Below are 18,474 nucleotides of genomic sequence, written 5' to 3' on the forward strand. Positions count from 1 at the left end.
GATCAGTCGGCTGCGGCGAGCTGTCCGCAGGCGCCGTCGATATCGGATCCGCGGGTATCGCGGATCGTCGTCGGAATGCCCTGATCGATGAGGCGGCGGACGAATTCGTCGGCGACCTCCGGTTCCGAGGCCGTCCACACCGAGCCCGGAGTCGGGTTGAGCGGGATCGGGTTGACATGGACCCAGCCGCGTCCGCGGGCGTTGAGCTTCTTGGCCAGCAGTTCCGCACGCCACGCGTGGTCGTTCATGTCCTTGATGAGCGCGTATTCGATGCTCACCCGCCGTCCGGTCACCTGGTAGTAGCTATAGGCGGCGTCGATGGCCTCATCGGCCTTCCAGCGCGTGTTGACCGGGATCATCTCATCGCGCAGTTCGTCATCGGGTGCGTGGAGGCTGAGGGCGAACGTGACGGGGATGTCTTCGGCGGCGAGTTTGTTGATGCCGGGCACGAGTCCGACCGTGGAGATCGTGATCCGCCTGGCCGACATGCCCAGTCCTTCGGGGCTCGGTCCGACGAACCGGCGCACCGCGTTCATCACTCGCTTGTAGTTGGCCAGGGGTTCGCCCATGCCCATGAAGACGATGTTCGAGACCCGTTCGGGGCCATTCGCCGAGGCGGCCGTGGCCTCCCCGTCGAATCCGGCTTCTCCCGCCGCTTCGTCCTCATCGGCTTCCGCGCCGAGCGCGGTCTCTCCCGCACCGGGCATATCCGACTTCGGGGCTTCGGCGAGTTCGCCGGCGGCGATGACCTGGTTGGCGCGCACGACCTGTTCGACGATTTCGGCCGTGGACATGTTGCGGGTCAGGCCCTGCTGGCCGGTGGCGCAGAACGGGCAGTTCATTCCGCAGCCGCACTGGCTGGACACGCACAGGGTGACCCGGTTGCGGTAGCGCATGAGCACGGACTCGACGAGAGCTCCGTCGAAGAGGCGCCACAGGAACTTGATGGTGTCGCCGTTCTCTGTGCGCAGGCGGCGCACTTCGGTGAGCAGGTGAGGGAAGAACCGTTCCTGGATCTCTGTCCGCTTGTCCTTGGGCAGGTCCGTCATCGCCTCGGTGTCGGTGACATAGTGGCTGAAGTAGTGGGTGGAGATCTGCTTGGCCCGGAAAGCAGGCAGTCCCATCTCCTTGACCGCGTCGATGCGTTCGTCCATCGTCATATCGGCCAGATGCTGAGGAGGCTGCTTGACCCGTGCGGACTTGAAGTTGAGAAGGGGACGGCCATCGCGCATCGGGGTCTTCGATGTCGTGCCGTCGGCATGTTCGACGACGGGCCTGGTCTGCCTTCTGCCTGCTTGAGAACTCACACGGCCATTGTCTCATGTTCGCTGCACGGCTGTCGTGTGTGAGCCGCCACGTCGGGCAGGTGCGAACCGGACAGGGTCAGAGGCAGCCGGGTAGCCGAGTCGGCGGGCCGGTCAGAGGTAGCCGGGCAGGACCGAGAAGAGAACGAGCGCGACCGGGGCTGTCGGTAGGATCGAGTCGAGTCGATCCATGACACCGCCGTGGCCGGGCAGCAGGGTGCCCATGTCCTTGAGTTCGAGGTCGCGTTTGATCATCGATTCGCTGAAGTCGCCGAGAGTGGCGAAAGCGGGGATGACGGCACCGATGACCAGACCGGTCCAGAACGGGGCATCGACGACGGTGACAGCGAGGACCGTTGCGACCACGGCGGCGAAGACGGTCGAGCCGAGGTAGCCTTCCCAGGACTTCTTCGGAGAGATCCGCGGGGCGATGGGATGCTTGCCCCACAGCACGCCGAAGACGTAGCCGCCGGTGTCGGAGGCGACGACCGCGGCGAGGAAGATGATGACGTAGAAGTTGCCGTCCGGCTGGGTGAGGATGTAGACGATGAAGCAGGCCATGAGGCCGACATAGGTGAGAGCGAAGAGGGAGAGCGAGACGTCTTTGACTGCGTTCTTCCGGCGCTCGACCATCGTGAAGAGCATGACTGCTCCGGCGCTGGCGGCGAAGGTCACCCAGAGCGCTTCGCGGCCCCCGATGAACGTGGCCACGACCATACAGGCCGCCGACACCATGGTGGGCACGCGGGAGACGAGGGAGCCGGAACGTGACAGAGCGTTCGCCAGCTCCCACATTGCGGCGACGATGCCGACAAGGACGATGAAGAGGAACGAGATCGGCAGGAAGATCAGAGACGCGAGCACCACGCCGCCGATGAGCAGTCCCATGCCGATCGCGGCCGGCAGGTTGCGTCCGGCTCGACCGTAATCCTTCTGTTCAGGTTCGGAATCGGTCGCAGGCGCCTCGGCGGTCGGATTCGATTCCGGGTCGTCAGGCGAATACGGCTTGTCCGAGTTGCGCAGGTCCCGACGCTTCGGGAAAGGGGTCTCAACCCGCGCGGCCTCGCCTGACGGATCCGGCTCCCCGAGGGGAGCCGGGTCTGTCGCGGGGCTGTCGGACCCTGTCACGGCGATCATCAGACCTCGAGCAGCTCAGCTTCCTTCTGCGCAAGCAGCTTGTCGACGTTCTCCACCTTGCTCTTCGTCAGATCGTCGAGCTCGGAGATGCTGCGAGTGACCTCGTCCTCGCCGGCTTCGCCGTCCTTCTTGATACGTTCGAGAGTCTCCTTGGCGTGACGACGGATGTTGCGGATGGAGACCTTGCCGTCTTCGGCCTTGCCCTTGACGATCTTGACGTATTCCTTGCGGCGTTCCTCGGTGAGGTCCGGGAGGACGACGCGGATGACGTTGCCGTCGTTGGCGGGGTTCGCGCCGATGTCGGAGTTGCGCAGAGCGTTCTCGATATCGGTCAGCGTGCCCTTGTCGTAGGGGGTCACGAGAATCGTGCGTGCCTCGGGCGTCTGGAACGAGGCGAGCTGCTGCAGCGGTGTCGGAGCGCCGTAGTAGTCGATCTCGATATCGGCGAACAGTGCGGGGTTGGCACGGCCGGTGCGGATCGACGCGAAGTCCTCCTGCGTGAATTCGACGGCCTTGTCCATCTTCTCTCTGGCTTCGGCCAGTGTCTCTTCAATCACGGTTGCCTCTTTCCCTCTTCTTAAAGCTTTGGGTTCATTCTATGGGTCATCACTGAAAAATGCCGCACCGAATCATCGCAGGAGTGTTCTCACCTGCGTGGATGCCAGGCGGCCGACCGCCTCGATGGAGACGGTCCCCCGCCTTGAGGATCCGCCTGCGTTCAGCGTCGGACCGCCTCGGTGGGGGTGGGTCTCAGTGGACGACCGTGCCGATCTTCTCACCGATGATGGCCTTGCGCAGGTTGCCCTCGCCTTCCATACCGAAGACGTGCATCGGCAGCTTGTTGTCCATGCACAGGCTGAAGGCGGTCGCGTCGACGACTTTGAGGCCTCGCTGCAGGGCGTCTTGGTAGCTGATCTCGGAGATCTTCTCGGCCTTCGGGTCGACCTTGGGGTCGGCGGTGTAGACGCCGTCGACACCGTTCTTGGCGATGAGGACCTCATCGGCATGCACTTCAAGTGCGCGCTGGGCGGCCACGGTGTCGGTGGAGAAGTACGGGAGTCCGGCGCCGGCGCCGAAGATGACGACGCGGTTCTTCTCCATGTGCCGCATGGCACGGCGGGGAATATACGATTCGGCGACCTGCGACATGGGGATAGCGGTCTGCACGCGGGTGTCGACACCCGTCTGTTCGAGGAAGTCCTGCAGTGCCAGGCAGTTCATCACGGTGCCGAGCATGCCCATGTAATCGGCACGGGTGCGGTCCATGCCGCGCTGGGAGAGTTCGGCTCCGCGGAAGAAGTTGCCGCCGCCGACGACGATGCTGACCTCGACGTCCTCGGTCGTGGGAGCGACCTCGCGGGCGACTGCGGCCACGACGTCGGGATCGACGCCGATCTTGCCGCCGCCGAAGACCTCGCCGGAGAGCTTGAGCAGAACGCGGCGCCGATGGGAGCGCACCGCGCGGCTGGCGTAGCTGGATTCGTGAACAGGGGTGCTTGTCATGGAGTCCTTCTTCCGTGCGGGCAGGTCTGTACCCGGTGGGATCGTCACTGTGATCGGGCGTCTGGGTCAGTTTAGCGAAAAACGGGGCCGGACCGATTGGTCCGACCCCGCTCCTCGGGTGAGTTCTCACTCACTCGGTGAACCTGGGAAGCAGAGATCTGTCTGCTTCACGGTCAGTGGTGAATCAGGCTCCGACGCGGTAGCGCAGGAAGCCGGTGGCCTTGACGCCGGCAGCCTCGAGGACCTTGGCCACGGACTGCTTGGGATCCTTGGCGAATCCCTGGTCGAGCAGGCAGTTCTCCTTGAAGAAGCCGTTGACGCGACCCTCGATGATCTTCGGCAGAGCCTGTTCGGGCTTGCCTTCGTTCTTCGCGGTGTCTTCGGCGATGCGGCGCTCGTTCTCGACGAGGTCGGCGGGAACGTCTTCGCGGGAGAAGTACTTCGGGGCCATAGCGGCGATGTGCACGGCGACATCGTGTGCCACGGTCTCGTCGTCACCTTCGAATGCCAGCAGCACGCCGACCTGCGGGGGCAGGTCCTTGTTGGTGCGGTGCAGGTAGGAGGCGATCTTGGAGCCTTCGACACGGCCCACGCGACGCAGTTCGACCTTCTCGCCCAGCGAGGCACCGGATTCGGTGATGAACTGGGAGACGGGCTTGCCGTCGGTCTCAGCGGCGAGGAGAGCCTCGGCCGAATCGGCCTTGTTGGCCACGGCAAGCTCGAGGACCTCTTCGGAGAGCTTGACGAACGGTTCGGACTTCGCAACGAAGTCGGTTTCCGAGTTGAGCTCGATCATGGTGCCGACTCCGCCTTCGACGGAGGTCGCGACCAGACCGTCGGAGGTCGAGCGGCCTTCGCGCTTCGTGGCGCCCTTGAGGCCCTTGATGCGCAGGGCTTCCATGGCCTTCGTCTGGTCGCCGTCGGACTCGTCGAGAGCCTTCTTGACGTCCATCATTCCGGCGCCGGTCTTCTCGCGCAGTGCCTTGATATCAGCGGCAGTGTAGTTTGCCATTCCTTCTCCTCAGGATGGTGGAGTTAAACGAAATCAGGACTCGGTCGACTCGGTGGAGTCGGCAGCTTCAGCGGCCGGAGCGGCTTCGGCGTTCTCGGCGTCGGCCGCAGGAGCAGCCTCAGCGGCAGGAGCGGCTTCTTCGGCCGGGGCAGCAGCCTCGGTGCCGTTCTCTTCGGTCTTGCCTTCGAGGAGCTCGCGCTCCCACTCGGGCATGGGCTCGACGGCGGAGACGTTCTTCTCACCGCTGGCGTCGTCCGAGGAGTGGCGGGCGATGAGGCCTTCGGCCACGGCGTCGGCGACGACGCGGGTCAGCAGCGAGACGGAGCGGATGGCGTCGTCGTTGCCCGGGATCGGGTAGTTGACGTCGTCCGGGTCGCAGTTGGTGTCGAGGATGCCGATGACCGGGATGCCCAGCTTCTTGGCTTCGTCGACCGCGAGGTGTTCCTTCTTGGTGTCGACGATCCAGACGGCCGACGGGGTGCGCTGCATGTCACGGATGCCGCCGAGGGTCTTCTCGAGCTTGTCCTTCTCGCGACGCAGGATGAGCAGTTCCTTCTTGGTGTGCGAGGAACCTGCAACGTCGTCGAAGTCGATCTCTTCGAGTTCCTTGAGGCGGCGCAGACGCATCGAGATGGTCTGGAAGTTCGTGAGCATACCGCCGAGCCAACGCTGGTTGACGTAGGGCTGACCCACGCGCTGAGCCTGCTCAGCGATGGATTCCTGGGCCTGCTTCTTGGTGCCGACGAAGAGGATCGAGCCGCCGTGGGCCACGGTCTCCTTGACGAACTCGAAGGCGTTGTCGATGTAGCCCAGCGACTTCTGCAGGTCGATGATGTAGATGCCGTTGCGCTCGGTGAAGATGAAGCGCTTCATCTTCGGGTTCCAACGACGGGTCTGGTGTCCAAAGTGAACGCCGCTGTCGAGCAGCTGGCGGATGGTGACGACGGCCATGCCGACGCCCTCCTTTCTGTGCACCCTCAGGGTGCTTTTACGTCACGCGCGCGTCGATCGTTCTCAAAGCGAACCCCAAAGGGTCCACATCGATTCGATCGACGGGATGCGTCGATGACATTTTCGGTTGATTCCTGGTACCCGGTTCGTCCGCCCCACAGGCACCACTGAAGGTTGCCTGCACCATGGGAAGGAGAAGAATTCGGATACGCGTAGTCAGAAGACACGCTTCTGCTGGGCTTAAGTCTATCCCGGTTGGGCAAGTCATTTCCAATCGAGATCGATCCCTCGCCGAGGCGGCCCACCGGGCCGTATCGTCGCACCGACTCGTGCGTCGACGGGTGTGGATCGATGGGCGCGGTCGAATGTCGGAGCGCAGAGTCCCGTCTGGCGTGGGAAGCCGGATCGCCGTCGATTCGGTGCACTTGCCCATCGACTCCTGTGGACGGCTGCCGCACTCGAACGTCGTTGACTTGTGGGTGGAGGCAGCTCGTCCACAGGGGTGATAGTCACGGGTGACACGACCGCGCCCTAGGGGTTTGCATGCTCCCATGACTCACTTCGCGTTCGACCGTCTCCGCCTGCTGCTCCATCTTCGAACGAGACGCTCAAGCCTCGGCTCACCGCAGTCACTGCTCCTTGCCGTGATCATCGCAGCGGCGCTTGTTCTCACGAGCACTCCCCCAACGGCGAGCGCCGCCTCCGGGGCTGCGTCGACGACGGCGCAGGGCAATCAGCAAAGGAACGCTCAGTCGAGTTGGGTCACCCCGGTGCCGGCGATGGAGATCATCGAAGCCTTTGATCCTCCGGACAAGCCGTGGCTCAAGGGGCATCGCGGAATCGACGTGCTCGCTGTCGTTGGCGAACCGCTGCGGGCACCGACGGAAGGGACGATCCGCTTTGCCGGCACGGTGGCGGGGACTGCGACCGTCAGCATCCTCACCGAGTCCGATCATGTGCTCACGTTCCAACCGGCCGCGACGTCGTTGAAGAAGGGTGAGGGATTTGCCGCCGTCGAGAAGATCGGCACGGTGGGCAGCGGTGGCCACTGTCAGCGTTCGTGCCTGCATATAGGAGCATGGCCGGCCGCGAGCGATCAGAGGTACGTCGATCCGGGCAAGTTCTTCGGCCAGGAGCAGTCGGCACTTCTGCCTCTGTCACGGAAGCCCGCGAAGGAACCGAAAGGCGGCGGAGATTCGGCCACCTCCGGTGCCGGAGCGTGGGGCGGTCACAGCAATGGGCAGATTCCCGCCTCGGCGATGTGCCAGTTGGAGTCGGCCCCCGGGCAGATGCTGCGCTGCGATGCTCAAGCGGCTTTCGATCGGCTCTCGTCGGCGTTCGAGGCTCGGTTCGGCGCCCCGATCTCGGTCACCGATGCTTACCGGGACTACGCCACGCAGGTGATCCTCAAACGGCGAAAGGGGCGGATGGCGGCGACACCGGGAACGTCGAATCACGGGTGGGCGCTGGCCGTCGACCTCGGCAGCGGGATCAATTCCTTCGGCACCGCGCAGCATCAGTGGATGCGGGCGAATGCGCCGAAGTTCGGGTGGATTCATCCCGGTTGGGCACGGCAGACGGGGTCCCTGCCCGAGCCCTGGCACTGGGAATTCCGGAAGTAGGAGGCCTCGGCCAGGCCGACGCTTCCGCCATGACTCTGCCGGCCAAATCCGTCTCTGTGAGTCTCAGGCTCGCGGGTGTGCTCGCCGGTAGGTGTCCTGCAGACGCTGCATGGATACCTGAGTGTAGATCTGGGTGCTGCTCATCGTGGAGTGGCCGAGCAGCTCTTGGATCTGACGCAGGTCGGCACCGCGGTCGAGCATGTGTGTGGCCGCAGAGTGTCGCAGTCCGTGTGGTCCGATGTCCGGGGCGCTGGGGTCGTCGGAGCCGTACCGGTGAACGAGTTCGCGCACCTGCCTGGCGCCGATGCGTCCCCCGCGAACGCCGAGGAACAGTGCGTCGCCGCTGTGAGGACCGGTGAACAGTTCGCGGGCGGCGAGCCAGTCGTCGAGGGCTCTGCGTGCCGGGGTCCCGAACGGGACGCGACGTTCTTTGTTGCCCTTGCCGAGCACGGTGATCATCGATGCGCGGTGATCGATGTCGCTGCGGTCGAGTCCGGTCAGCTCCGAGACGCGCACCGCAGTGGCGTAGAGCATTTCCAGGATTGCGGCATCGCGGATGCGTTTGGCCGCATCGAGTGGATCGTTCTTGCCGTGCTGTGCGGAATCACCCGTCGTGGTGTCGTCTGCAGCCGGGTCGCTCGTCGAGGAATCGTCTGCCATCAAGCCACTCGTATCCATGCCGTTGTCGGCGCTTCCCCCTTTCCGTCTCCGCCCCACGCCGGTGACTCCGGTTCGGTGGTTCTCGGCGGCGGAGATGAGGTCGGCGGCCTGCTGAGGTTTGAGCACCGTGGGTAGGCGGGAGTCCTTCTTCGGAGTCCGCAGACGCGCGGCCGGGTTGTTCGGCAGTCCCAGGTTGCTCACACCGTAGGCGAAGAAGGAGCGCACTGCCGCGATCTTGCGAGCCACCGTCGATTTCGCGGCACCGGCATCGTCCAGGGCGATGAGCCAGGACCGCAGATCGTCGAGTTCGATCGCAGCGATGTCGATCCGTGCGCCGGATGCCGTCGTGAGGTGCCCCTCTCCGCTCCCCTGTCGGAGCTTCGTCGAGTGCACGGCGTGATCGAGGAAGTCGGAGACGTCGGCGACGTAGGCTCGGGCGGTGTGTTCGGAGACGTCACGAGACCTCAGGTGGTCGGCATAGCCTGACACAACCTCGGCGACGGTCGATGATGTGCTCACGTCCCCAGGATACGCGGCGCCGAAGGACGCCGCCGTTTTCCGTCGGCCATCAGGCGTCAGGTGTCGGCCATCAGGCCTCAGCTGAGGATGAACGGCAGCCGTTCGCCTATGTCGCCGAGGACCGATCTCTGCGCCGCGTCCGGTGGTCGTCGTCCCGTGCCGATGAGCAGTGCTTCGGCATCGGTCAGTTCCGCGGGGATCGTCGCCCCGATAGCGTCCTCGAACATCGTCCGGCTTCGAGCGACGCAGCCTGTCGGCGGAGTCGGCGCATTCGGCAGGTGTGCGATGAGATCGAAGTGGTGAAGGGTCCATTCGAGGACATACGCGTTGAGGAAGTCTCCGATCGTGAGCACCATGTGCTGGGTCTCCACCCGTCGTTCGGGGTCGGCGAGCCGAGCGGCCCGGTCGGCGGCTGTGCCCACATCGTCGAGGTGGAACTTCAGCAGCTGCGGGTCCTCATAGGCGGCAGCCAGTCGCGGGATGAGCGCGTCGAGGGGATCATCCCCGGTCGGCGGGAAGTCTGTGACAGTCCAGTAGGTTGCTGAGTCGTGGGTCGGTGCGCCCTCGCTCGGTGTCACGAGGGTGATGAGGACGTCCTGGGCATCGATGATGAGGTGGCACACGAGGTCTTGGACGCGCCACCTGGCACAGCCGGAGGCTCGCCCGAAGTCGCCGTCACGCAGTCCGGCGACGGTTCTCAACAGTGCTGTCCAGGCCTGAGAGAAATGGTCGGCGGGAGAGTCTGTGCTCACGTCCTCAGGATACGCGGTCTCCGCGGCGGACTGACGGTCATCGCCGGCATCAGGAGCGCGGTCTGCGCAGCTTCACCCATCCGGTGTCACGGCGTGCGGCCAATCCGGTCAGGTCGAGCGCGGTGAGAGAGTTGAGCGCATCCGCGATCGTCAGCCCTGCCCGGGAAGCGATGGTGCCGACGTCGAGCGGCTTCGACACGGTCAGCGCATTCAGACAGATCTTCTCCCGCTCGTCGAGCCCTTCGCGGGGATCGAGAGACGGCGGGCGTTCTCCACTCCCCACCGCAGCACTGAGCACGGCCGTGTCGAAGAGTGCCGGGGTGTCATCGTCCATGAGCGCGATGACGTCGTCGCTGCAGGTGACGAGTTCCGCTTCGTGTTCGCGCAGGAGCTTGTGTGCTCCGGTCGAGGACGCCGAGTACACGGACCCGGGGAAGGCCGCGACCTGGCGGGAGAGTTCGAGGGCATGTCGGGCGGTGTTGAGTGCCCCGCTGCGCCAGCCGGCTTCGACGATGACGCTCACCTGCGACGAGGCGGCGATGAGTCGGTTGCGCAGCAGGAACCGGTGGCGCATCGGCGTCATTCCGGGTGCAGTCTCGGACACGATGGCACCGGTGGCGAGGATCTGTTCGAACAGGTCGGCGTTCGCCGCCGGGTAGAAGCGGTCGACTCCCCCGGCCATGAATGCCACCGTCGGCGATTCGCGGGCGATGGCGGCACGGTGGGCGGCAGCGTCGATGCCGAACGCGCCGCCGGATACGACGGTGATTCCGCGAGCGGCAAGATCCCACGCGAGGTCAGAGGCGCATTTGGTTCCGTAGTTGCTGGCTGCTCTGGCCCCGACCACGGCAACGGCACGAGTCAGTGCGGCGCTGAGGGAGGCTGCTCCTCTCACCCATAGGCCCAGTGGCGCTGCAGGGCCGAGGTCGTCGAGCATTCGGGGCCACTCATCGTCATCGGGAATGATCAGTCGGCCGCCGATTCTCGCGATCTTGTCCAGGTCGCTCCCGACCGCGTCGGCTTCGCCGGCTCGCACAGCCCACCGGTCGATGGCCGCTGGCAGCTGACTGTGTTCGGCCGCCTCGGTGCCGGTGTCGGCCAGACTTTGGACAGCATTGTGCGCGGTGGTCTCACCGCGACCGACGGCCGTGATGATCGACAGAGCGGCGACCGGGCCGATTCCGTCGACGAGCTGTTTGAGCAGTCCGTCGCCGGGCTCACCGATGCGCAGCAGTGAGGCGATGGCCATGCGTACGTCCTCATGTGTGTTCACGGTCATGACTCCTGTGTCCGCAAGGCGAGCGCCATTCTCATCGTGTCGGGGTCGGGACCCTGCTTTCCCGCCAGGTCGGCCAGAGTGGTTGCGACACGCAGCACCCTGTCATAGCCGCGCATGGTGATCCGGCCGGTGTCGAGTGCCCGGTCCAGGTCCGTCAGGTCTTTCGGTGTGAGTGCGAAGTGTTCGCGCAGCCAGGTTCCGGGCGCTTCGGCGTTGAGCCTCCAGTCGCAGCCGGCGAAGCGTTCCGACTGTCGCTTCCGTGCGCCTGACACGCGGGTGGCCACCGTGGTGCTGGTCTCCTGGTCCCCGCCGAGCCGGATGTCGGCGGGAGAGACGGGGAAGAGCTCGAGCTGCAGGTCGACGCGGTCGAGCAGCGGCCCGGAGAGCCGATTGCGATAGCGGCGTTTGTCCAGAGGGGTGCACCGACAGTCCCCGCCGGCGCCGGCCATCCCGACTCCGCAGGGGCAGGGGTTTGCGGCCATGATGAGCTGGAAGGATGCCGGAAGCACCATCGATCCCCAGGCGCGGTGGATGTGGACGCGACGGGATTCCATCGGCTGTCGCAGGGCTTCGAGCACATCGCGTGAGAATTCGGGTGCCTCATCCATGAACAGAACCCCGCGGTGGGCTCGGCTGAGGACTCCGACCGTTCCGGGGCGGCGTCCGCCGATGAGCGCCGAGGCGGTGCTGCGGTGATGGGGTGCCTCGAACGGCGGGCGGTGATCGAGTCCGTCGCTGCCGTCGAGTTCTCCGCGCAGGGAACGGACGGTGGCGACTTCGACGGCTTCGTCGTCGTTCAGCGGCGGCAGGATTCCGGGCAGGCATTGGGCCAGCAGCGTCTTGCCCGCGCCGGGTGTTCCGCGCATGAGCAGGTTGTGGCCACCTGCCGCGGCGACTTCGAGGCCGAAACGTCCTTCGGCCTGTCCTTGGACTTCGCTGAGGTCGTGGAGTTCCGGGTTCACGGGGACGGGCCGATCCATTTCGAGGACGGCAGGCAGTGCGGGTACGGCCATCGATCCTCCGTAGGCATTGACCACCTCGGCCAGCGAGGCGACCGGGAGGATTCTTGCCCGTCCGATGAGTCCCGCCTCATCGGCATTGCCGATGGGGACGACGAAGCGGTCGAACCCAGCTTGCAGCGCTGTGTGCAGGGACGGGAGCACCCCGGTGACGGGACGGATTCTGCCGTCGAGTCCGATCTCACCGCAGTGGATGACGCTGCCTGTGTCGTCGTTGGAGATCAACGAGAGTGCTCTGAGCACGGCGACGGCGATGCCGAGGTCGAATCCGGTGCCGATCTTCGGAACCGTTCCCGGGGTGAGGTTGATCGTCAGGTGTTCTGTGGCGACTGGTTTGCCGAGGTAGGACAGGGCCGCACGAAGGCGCTTGCGTGATTCGCTCACCGAGGCATCCGGCAGTCCGACGATGTCGATTCCCGGCAGGCCCGCGCTGACGCTGGCTTCGATCGACACGATCTTCCCGGTCAGTCCCCACAGAGCCACGGCGGAGGCCCGCCCGATGATGTGCGCCGAGGATGCGGGTTCGACTTCGTCGGCCTCGACCGGCTCGACCAGCTCCGGCGGATCGACCGGATCGCCCGACGGTTCCTCCCGTCCCAGGGTCTCCTCACTCACGAGTCGACCTGGATGTTCGGGCAGTGGAAGTACTGGACGCGCGGTTCCATGATGATTCCGAGTGCGTCGATGCGCGTGGCCGGAAAGTATTCGTCCTGCCCGCTCAGCCAGAACCCTGCCAATGTGCGGATGCGGGCGAGCTTGTTTCGGGTCACGGCCTCCAACGGTGATCCGAGCATGGCCGTGCGACGCGTCTTGACCTCCACGAAGACCGCGGTGTCACCGTCGCGGGCGATGATGTCGAGCTCACCGCGTGGGCACCGGAAGTTGCGTTCGAGAACGACGAGTCCAGCGTCTTCGAGGAACGCAGCGGCGAGGTCCTCTCCTCTGCTGCCGAGCGCCTGCTTGCGCAGGCCCTTCACGGTCCGCGTGCTCTTCGACGCTCGTGTCCGACCGGGTGTTCGTATCCGTCCCATACCGGTCAGATGACCATGCCGGCAATACTTCAGGGAAGAGCAGAAAAAGGGCCTGTGGACGAGGCCGCCTCATCCACAGGCCGAGGACGGTCGAGTCAGTGCCTCGTCCACAGCAATCGGTGCATGGGTGAGTGAGCCCAGGGTTCGCCGGTGGCCCCGGCGCCCCGTCTCAGCCGCGGATCGCCGTCGGCGGTTCGAGATCGGACTTCGCGATCTCTTCGATATTGACGTCCTTGAACGTCAGCACGTGCACAGTCTTGATGAACCGTGCCGACCTGTAGCTGTCCCACACCCACGCGTCGCGCAGGGTGAGTTCGAAGTACACGTCGCCGGCATCGTTGTGAGCCTTGAGGTCGACGTGGTTGGCGAGGTAGAACCGGCGCTCGGTCTCGACGACATAGGCGAAGAGACCGACGACGTCCCGGTATTCCTTGTACAGCGCAAGCTCGAGTTGTGCTTCGTAGTCGTCAAGATCATCGGCGCTCATAACAGGCCCTCCTTCGCTCCTGAGTCCGCGGTCAGGCGGAAGCTTCTCCGGTGGTGGATGCTGGGTCCGAGTTCGGTGATGCCCTGTCGGTGCTTCACCGTCCCGTATCCCACGTTCGATTCCCAACCATAGTGCGGATGGGCCTCCGCGAGTGCGATCATCGTCTCGTCGCGTGCCACTTTCGCCACGATGCTCGCCGCCGCGATAGCCGGAACGGAGCCGTCCCCCTTGATCACGGTGCGCACAGGCGGCAGTTCGAGGTCGACACAGTCACCGAATGTCCCCAGGCAATCGAGGGTGAGTGGGGCCGAAAGCCAATCGTGTCGACCGTCGAGGAGCACCATCGTCCGGCCCGGGAATTCCCTCGCCGAGGCGGCCGTTCCGTTGACATCGGCACCTCCCGAACCGTTCCTTTCGGAACCGCCCGAACCGTGCCTGTCGGTACGAGCGTCCGCCCATTCGCGCAGCATCGAGATCATGGCGCGACGTCCGGCGAGGTTGAGCGCCATCGTCATCCCCACCTCGTCGAGCTCGGCCGGCGTCGACGATCCCACCGCCGCGGCGGTCGCCCACGACCGCACGCGGTCGGTGGCCTCCTGCCTCGACTGCGCGCTCAGCTGCTTCGAATCATGGATGCCGGCGGGCACCTCGGCGGCGGTGAGAATGCGCAGATCGAACAGGGCGACACCGACGCTGACGGGCCCGGCCAGGGCACCACGGCCCACCTCGTCGACGCCGATGACGTAGTCGAATCCCTCGCTCAGCAGTTCCCGTTCGACGCTGAGGTCGGTCAGTCCACGTGCGGCCATCAGTTCCCGCTGAGTCCCTCGGCGGTGTCCGGTACGTCCGCGAAGACCTTGTCGGGTGTCGAGACCCAGCTGAAGTGCTTGAACGGCCAGTTGATGAGGAACACGGTGCCGACGACGTCGTCTTCGGCCACGAAGGGGTCGGTGTCCATGTGGTAGCGCGAGTCGGCGGAGTTGCTGCGGTTGTCGCCCATCACCCAGTAATGGCCTTCGGGCACTGTGACTTCGAATTCGACCTCCGAGGGAGCGGTGCCCTCATCGAGATAGGTTTCGTCGATCGGTTCGCCGTTGACCAGCAGGCGTCCCTCGGCGTCACAGCATCTGATCGTGTCGCCGCCGACGCCGATGACCCGTTTGATCAGCTGATTGCCCGAGTCCGCGGGGGCCAAGCCGATGAATTCGAGGACCGGGTTGGGCGTGTATTCGGCGGTCTCGGCGGCCGAGAGCCAATGGTCCGGGTCGTCGAAGACGATGATGTCGCCGCGGTCGGCGGGTCCGAAGCGGTGAGCCAGCTGGTTGACGAGCACCCGGTCATCGACCTGGAGAGTGGTCATCATGGATTCGGACGGGATGTAGAACGAACGGACGACCCACGTCTTCAGGGCCGTCGAGATGAGCAGGGCGACGACGATGATCGCCAGGGTCTCCAGCAGACCGCGCGCGAACCGTTTCGAGGCGGGCGGCGGGGAAGCTTCGGATTCGCTTGTCATTCGTTCGCTTTCACATCGGACCAGGACTGCGGCTGTGGACTGAACCGAGCGTATCAGCACGACTCTCGCCGCACACTCAGCCGCAGTGCAGTTGCGGTGTGTGCGCTCAGTCGATCGAGGAGCCGTGCCCGATCACGGGGCCGATGATCCGGTCGGTGGGGATGAATCCCCCACCGGGCCGTCCCAGCAGCGACCTGGAGTCGGCGGAGTCGTTGCGATTGTCGCCCATCACCCACATGGTGCCCTCGGGGACTTCGATGGAGAATTCCACCGACGAGGCGGGGGCCGGCGCATAGTCCTCGGTCAGAGGCTTGCCGTTGAGCAGCAGACGACCCTTCGCGTCGCAGCATTCGAGGCTGTCGCCGCCGACGGCGATGACGCGTTTGACGTAGTAGACGTCCCGAGGGCCGAGTCCGACCCAGGAACCGATCTTCTGCAGAGGAGTGGGCAGCGCATCGTCGACGAACGATCCGCGGCCGTCGAAGACGACGATGTCTCCGCGTTGGAGGTCTCCGCGCAGGGCGTCCGGGCGCCACACCGTGATCGAATCATCGACATTGAGCGTCGGCTCCATCGAGGCGCTCGGAATGGTGAAGCGCTGGATGACGAATCCGCGGATCGATCCGCCGAGCACGATGATGACGACGACGATCGCCGCGATCGCTTTCCAGAACCGTGCCGAAGACAGAAGACGCGACCCGAAGGTCGCGTCTTCATGTCTGTTCGGCACCGTGTGATCATCGCCCACAGTGCCGGGCAAATCAGGCCTTTTCGCGGATCCGAGCAGCCTTGCCGCGCAGTTCGCGCAGGTAGTACAGCTTCGCACGGCGCACAGCGCCGCGGGTGAGCACCTCGATCTTGTCGACGTTGGGCGAGTGCACCGGGAAGGTACGCTCCACACCGACGCCGAAGCTGATCTTACGGACGGTGAAGGTCTCGCGAACGCCGTCGCCCTGGCGACGGATGACGATTCCCTTGAAGACCTGGATACGCGAGCGCGAACCTTCGATCACCTTGACGTGAACGTTGAGGGTGTCGCCCGGACGGAATTCGGGAACGTCAGACTTCAGCGAGGCTGCATCTACAACATCGAGCTTCTGCATTGTGGTTTCTCCTGTGGCCTCTGCTTCAGGTCGAGGACACGCATATCGGACCGGTGTTCCGGTAACTGGATCGTCTGTCGGGATCTCTCCCCGTCGACCCGCCGAATCGATGCGACGGGCCACCGTGGGCACTCATCCCCCTGAAGCAGGTGAGTGCCAACAAACGCGACGCTCTATTCTGTCACGGTTGAGCGCTCAGACTCAAACCGCTCGAGCGCGGCCAGGTCGTCCTTGCTCAGGTCATCGAGCTTCTCGAGCAGATCCGGTCTGACATCCGCGGTGCGTTCGAGACGTCGGTCACGTCGCCACCTGGCGATCGCAGCGTGGTTGCCGCTGAGCAGGATCTCGGGCACTTCGCGACCGCGCCAGTTCGCCGGCTTCGTATAGATCGGGTATTCGAGCAGTCCGTCTTCGTGGCTTTCCTCGGTCAGCGACTCGGGGTTTCCGATGACGCCGGGGATGAGGCGGGTGACCGCTTCGATCATCACCATCGAGGCGACTTCACCGCCGTTGAGGACGTAGTCGCCGATGCTCATGGGCAGCAGGTCGAAGTGCTCCCCGGCCCAATCGATGACGCGCTGGTCGATTCCTTCGTAGCGTCCGCAGGCGAAGACGAGGTGGTCGCGGGTGGCGAGATCCTCGGCGATGCGCTGATCGAATACCTGCCCGGCAGGGCTGGGCACGATGAGCGTCGGCTTGCCTCCGACTGCCGGACCGGCGGTCCGAGCGCCGTCCGCACCTTCACCCTTCGCAGCGCTGCCTCGTTCCGCGAGGATGTGCTCGAGAGCCAGCGCCCAGGGTTCGGCTTTCATGACCATTCCCGCTCCCCCACCGTAGGGCGAGTCATCGACGGTGTTGTGCCGGTCGAAGGTGAAGTCCCGCAGGTCGTGGACGCCGAGGCTCAGCTGTCCGCGGTCGACGGCCTTGCCGATGAGCGAGAGCTGCAGTCCGGCGAGGTATTCGGGGAAGATTGACACGACGTCGATCGACATCTGCGGTCCGACCGCCTCGGCGCGGGTCGCACCCTGGGTCACCGGTTCCGTTCCGGTCGCCTCGGCGGGGGTGTCGGTGCCATTCATCGGGGACGATTCGGGCTTCGGGGATGGTTCGCTCATTCGGCGTCGAAGAGGCCGGCGGGCGGGGTGACGGTGACGCGTCCTGAGTCGATGTCGACATCGGGCACGATCTCGGTGACGAAGGGGATGAGCACAACGTGTCCGGCGGTGTGCTTCATGTGGAGCAGATCCTGGGCGGTCCCGTTCGTGACGTCGACGATCTCGCCGACGAGCGCGTCGTTCTCATAGACCTTGAGGCCGATGAGGTCGTCGAGGTACCAGGCGTCGATTTCGTCTTCGTCCTCATCCGCTTCGGCGAGGATGAGGGTGTTGCGGATCTCCTCGGCGCGGTTGCGGTCGGGGACTTCGTCGAAGGCCAGGAGCAGGCGGTCGCGGTGCCACCTCGCCGACTTCAGCGTCAGCAGTCCGATATCGGGATCGGTGGCGAAGGTCGCCCCTGGATTGAGCCGGTCCTCGGGTCGGTCGGTGCGCACCTCGACGGTGAATTCGCCCTTGATTCCGTGCGGCTTGCCCAGCCGGGCGATCACCGTGTCCATACTGCTCCTCGAAGTCTGCTGTCGCTGTCTGTTCGGCCGGCCCTGCACTGCGGTGACTGCGCTTCTGCGGTCGTACGGCGGGCCGCCCTGTTCAGGCACCAGTGTAGTCGGCGACGGTTAAGTGAATGCACGAGAGGGGATGCAGCGCACGTGCGCTGCATCCCCTCTCGGATGTTGGAATTACGCCTCGATGAGGTCCACTCGCACCGACTCACGGCCGGCCAGCGAGTTCATCACGGTGCGCAGGGCCTTGGCGGTCCTGCCTGCACGGCCGATGACCCGGCCGAGGTCTTCGGGGTGAACCCGGACCTCGAGGGTCGTGCCGCGCTGCGAAGAACGCGAACGGACGGAGACGTCGTCGGGATGATCGACGATTCCGCGGACCAGATGTTCGAGCGAATCAGGCAACATCTCAGGCTTCAGCGCTTTCTTCAGCGGCCTCAGGTGCGGCTTCGGCTGCTTCCTCGGCCGGAGCCTCGGCAGCTTCAGCGGACTTGCCGCCCTTCTGCGTGATGGCTTCCTTGATCACCGATTCGGCGTTGGGTGCCACGTAGGCTTCCTTCTCCGGCTGCGGCTTCACGGTGTTGACCGCTTCGCCTTCGCCGGTGAACTTCTGCCAGTCGCCGGTGAGCTTGAGCAGAGCCTTGACCTGGTCGCTCGGCTGTGCGCCGACGCCGAGCCAGTACTGTGCTCGCTCGGAATCGATTTCGATGACCGAAGGCTCACGGGTCGGGTGGTAGATGCCGATCTGTTCGATGGCCTTACCGTCACGACGGGTCTTCGAGTCAGCGACGACGACGCGGTAGAAGGGTGCACGGATCTTGCCCATGCGGGTCAGACGAATTTTGACTGCCACTTTAGTGGTGTCTCCTTTTGTGTTCTGTGTGCACAGCTGTACCAGAAGAAGCGTGGGGTTGATCTGCTGGAAGCCGCGGCTCGGACTATCACTTCGGCGCGGATGAGAGGG

Annotated in this window: 21 protein-coding genes; 1 reads left to right on the forward strand and 20 read right to left on the reverse strand. The window is 64.9% G+C overall.

The genetic code is table 11. The features are described 5' to 3' along the window. Positions 1-2: 2 nt before the first annotated feature. From rlmN to rpsB, 6 genes are all read right to left on the reverse strand, one after another. On the reverse strand, positions 3-1,232 hold the full coding sequence (gene rlmN / locus ACOZ9V_RS12255; RefSeq protein WP_434595393.1) for a 23S rRNA (adenine(2503)-C(2))-methyltransferase RlmN: 1,230 nt from the start codon (positions 1,230-1,232) through the stop codon (positions 3-5). A 186-nt stretch (positions 1,233-1,418) separates the two neighbouring features. Further along, complete coding sequence (locus ACOZ9V_RS12260) at positions 1,419-2,441, reverse strand: phosphatidate cytidylyltransferase (protein ID WP_434590428.1); 1,023 nt, start codon at positions 2,439-2,441, stop codon at positions 1,419-1,421. Then, positions 2,441-2,998: a ribosome recycling factor gene (gene frr, locus ACOZ9V_RS12265; protein WP_101544639.1), complete on the reverse strand. Its 558-nt coding sequence runs from the start codon at positions 2,996-2,998 to the stop codon at positions 2,441-2,443. Before frr ends, ACOZ9V_RS12260 begins: the two co-directional genes overlap by 1 nt. A gap of 193 nt (positions 2,999-3,191) precedes the next feature. Next, positions 3,192-3,944, reverse strand: a complete 753-nt coding sequence (gene pyrH / locus ACOZ9V_RS12270; protein WP_139468802.1) for a UMP kinase — start codon at positions 3,942-3,944, stop codon at positions 3,192-3,194. A gap of 184 nt (positions 3,945-4,128) precedes the next feature. Beyond that, positions 4,129-4,956: a translation elongation factor Ts gene (tsf, locus tag ACOZ9V_RS12275; protein ID WP_101544635.1), complete on the reverse strand. Its 828-nt coding sequence runs from the start codon at positions 4,954-4,956 to the stop codon at positions 4,129-4,131. Positions 4,957-4,989: 33 nt separating this feature from the next. Next, positions 4,990-5,907 (reverse strand): 30S ribosomal protein S2, encoded by a 918-nt coding sequence (rpsB, locus tag ACOZ9V_RS12280; RefSeq protein WP_101544634.1) that lies wholly within the window; start codon positions 5,905-5,907, stop codon positions 4,990-4,992. Positions 5,908-6,458: 551 nt separating this feature from the next. Between rpsB and ACOZ9V_RS12285 the strand changes: the two genes are divergently transcribed. Beyond that, positions 6,459-7,529: a D-alanyl-D-alanine carboxypeptidase family protein gene (locus tag ACOZ9V_RS12285; RefSeq protein WP_434590434.1), complete on the forward strand. Its 1,071-nt coding sequence runs from the start codon at positions 6,459-6,461 to the stop codon at positions 7,527-7,529. Positions 7,530-7,592: 63 nt separating this feature from the next. On the opposite strand, the gene ACOZ9V_RS12290 is transcribed toward ACOZ9V_RS12285, so the two are convergent. From ACOZ9V_RS12290 to rpsP, 14 genes are all read right to left on the reverse strand, one after another. Beyond that, a complete protein-coding gene (locus tag ACOZ9V_RS12290) occupies positions 7,593-8,708 on the reverse strand; it encodes a tyrosine recombinase XerC (RefSeq protein WP_259357904.1) in 1,116 nt (371 codons plus the stop codon). A 77-nt stretch (positions 8,709-8,785) separates the two neighbouring features. Further along, the gene (locus ACOZ9V_RS12295; RefSeq protein ID WP_434590438.1) at positions 8,786-9,460 is read right to left on the reverse strand and encodes a maleylpyruvate isomerase N-terminal domain-containing protein; all 675 of its coding nucleotides are present in this window, start codon (positions 9,458-9,460) and stop codon (positions 8,786-8,788) included. A 49-nt stretch (positions 9,461-9,509) separates the two neighbouring features. Further along, the gene (gene dprA, locus ACOZ9V_RS12300) at positions 9,510-10,739 is read right to left on the reverse strand and encodes a DNA-processing protein DprA (RefSeq protein ID WP_434590441.1); all 1,230 of its coding nucleotides are present in this window, start codon (positions 10,737-10,739) and stop codon (positions 9,510-9,512) included. After that, positions 10,736-12,373, reverse strand: coding sequence for a YifB family Mg chelatase-like AAA ATPase (locus ACOZ9V_RS12305; protein WP_420095335.1), 1,638 nt, complete (start codon positions 12,371-12,373; stop codon positions 10,736-10,738). The genes dprA and ACOZ9V_RS12305 overlap by 4 nt, the downstream gene beginning before the upstream one ends. Next, positions 12,370-12,789 (reverse strand): YraN family protein, encoded by a 420-nt coding sequence (locus tag ACOZ9V_RS12310; RefSeq protein WP_139908445.1) that lies wholly within the window; start codon positions 12,787-12,789, stop codon positions 12,370-12,372. Before ACOZ9V_RS12310 ends, ACOZ9V_RS12305 begins: the two co-directional genes overlap by 4 nt. Positions 12,790-12,958: 169 nt before the next feature. Then, the gene (locus ACOZ9V_RS12315) at positions 12,959-13,276 is read right to left on the reverse strand and encodes a DUF2469 domain-containing protein (protein WP_025777313.1); all 318 of its coding nucleotides are present in this window, start codon (positions 13,274-13,276) and stop codon (positions 12,959-12,961) included. Then, positions 13,273-14,085 carry a ribonuclease HII gene (locus tag ACOZ9V_RS12320; protein ID WP_434590443.1) on the reverse strand — a complete coding sequence of 271 codons (813 nt, stop codon included), beginning with the start codon at positions 14,083-14,085 and terminating at the stop codon, positions 13,273-13,275. The genes ACOZ9V_RS12315 and ACOZ9V_RS12320 overlap by 4 nt, the downstream gene beginning before the upstream one ends. Beyond that, a complete protein-coding gene (gene lepB, locus ACOZ9V_RS12325) occupies positions 14,085-14,792 on the reverse strand; it encodes a signal peptidase I (protein ID WP_172171301.1) in 708 nt (235 codons plus the stop codon). Before lepB (ACOZ9V_RS12325) ends, ACOZ9V_RS12320 begins: the two co-directional genes overlap by 1 nt. Before the next feature lie 106 nt (positions 14,793-14,898). Beyond that, on the reverse strand, positions 14,899-15,522 hold the full coding sequence (gene lepB, locus ACOZ9V_RS12330; protein WP_434590446.1) for a signal peptidase I: 624 nt from the start codon (positions 15,520-15,522) through the stop codon (positions 14,899-14,901). Positions 15,523-15,553: 31 nt separating this feature from the next. Further along, a complete protein-coding gene (gene rplS / locus ACOZ9V_RS12335; RefSeq protein ID WP_025777317.1) occupies positions 15,554-15,895 on the reverse strand; it encodes a 50S ribosomal protein L19 in 342 nt (113 codons plus the stop codon). A 173-nt stretch (positions 15,896-16,068) separates the two neighbouring features. Beyond that, complete coding sequence (trmD, locus tag ACOZ9V_RS12340; RefSeq protein ID WP_434595396.1) at positions 16,069-16,887, reverse strand: tRNA (guanosine(37)-N1)-methyltransferase TrmD; 819 nt, start codon at positions 16,885-16,887, stop codon at positions 16,069-16,071. A gap of 119 nt (positions 16,888-17,006) precedes the next feature. Further along, positions 17,007-17,507, reverse strand: coding sequence for a ribosome maturation factor RimM (rimM, locus tag ACOZ9V_RS12345; protein WP_434590450.1), 501 nt, complete (start codon positions 17,505-17,507; stop codon positions 17,007-17,009). Between the two features lie 180 nt (positions 17,508-17,687). Then, entirely contained in the window at positions 17,688-17,918 is a 231-nt protein-coding gene (locus tag ACOZ9V_RS12350; protein ID WP_039210974.1) for an RNA-binding protein, read from the reverse strand. A 1-nt stretch (position 17,919) separates the two neighbouring features. Beyond that, the gene (gene rpsP, locus ACOZ9V_RS12355; protein WP_139468811.1) at positions 17,920-18,363 is read right to left on the reverse strand and encodes a 30S ribosomal protein S16; all 444 of its coding nucleotides are present in this window, start codon (positions 18,361-18,363) and stop codon (positions 17,920-17,922) included. Positions 18,364-18,474: the final 111 nt, after the last annotated feature.

The sequence above is a fragment of the Brevibacterium sp. 1718 genome (assembly GCF_051131255.1).
GTDB classification, from domain to species: Bacteria; Actinomycetota; Actinomycetes; order Actinomycetales; family Brevibacteriaceae; genus Brevibacterium; species Brevibacterium sediminis.

Bases quoted from the DNA above. Each gene is read 5' to 3' on its own strand.
- rimM (WP_434590450.1), bottom strand. From the start codon at position 17,507: ATGGACACGGTGATCGCCCGGCTGGGCAAGCCGCACGGAATCAAGGGC.
- lepB (WP_172171301.1), bottom strand. From the start codon at position 14,792: ATGACAAGCGAATCCGAAGCTTCCCCGCCGCCCGCCTCGAAACGGTTC.
- rplS (WP_025777317.1), bottom strand. From the start codon at position 15,895: ATGCAGAAGCTCGATGTTGTAGATGCAGCCTCGCTGAAGTCTGACGTT.
- dprA (WP_434590441.1), bottom strand. From the start codon at position 10,739: ATGACCGTGAACACACATGAGGACGTACGCATGGCCATCGCCTCACTG.
- rlmN (WP_434595393.1), bottom strand. From the start codon at position 1,232: ATGCGCGATGGCCGTCCCCTTCTCAACTTCAAGTCCGCACGGGTCAAG.
- ACOZ9V_RS12315 (WP_025777313.1), bottom strand. From the start codon at position 13,276: ATGAGCGCCGATGATCTTGACGACTACGAAGCACAACTCGAGCTTGCG.
- ACOZ9V_RS12260 (WP_434590428.1), bottom strand. From the start codon at position 2,441: ATGATCGCCGTGACAGGGTCCGACAGCCCCGCGACAGACCCGGCTCCC.
- ACOZ9V_RS12310 (WP_139908445.1), bottom strand. From the start codon at position 12,789: ATGGGACGGATACGAACACCCGGTCGGACACGAGCGTCGAAGAGCACG.
- ACOZ9V_RS12350 (WP_039210974.1), bottom strand. From the start codon at position 17,918: ATGTTGCCTGATTCGCTCGAACATCTGGTCCGCGGAATCGTCGATCAT.
- ACOZ9V_RS12320 (WP_434590443.1), bottom strand. From the start codon at position 14,085: ATGGCCGCACGTGGACTGACCGACCTCAGCGTCGAACGGGAACTGCTG.
- rpsB (WP_101544634.1), bottom strand. From the start codon at position 5,907: ATGGCCGTCGTCACCATCCGCCAGCTGCTCGACAGCGGCGTTCACTTT.
- pyrH (WP_139468802.1), bottom strand. From the start codon at position 3,944: ATGACAAGCACCCCTGTTCACGAATCCAGCTACGCCAGCCGCGCGGTG.
- tsf (WP_101544635.1), bottom strand. From the start codon at position 4,956: ATGGCAAACTACACTGCCGCTGATATCAAGGCACTGCGCGAGAAGACC.
- trmD (WP_434595396.1), bottom strand. From the start codon at position 16,887: ATGTCGATCGACGTCGTGTCAATCTTCCCCGAATACCTCGCCGGACTG.
- ACOZ9V_RS12285 (WP_434590434.1), top strand. From the start codon at position 6,459: ATGACTCACTTCGCGTTCGACCGTCTCCGCCTGCTGCTCCATCTTCGA.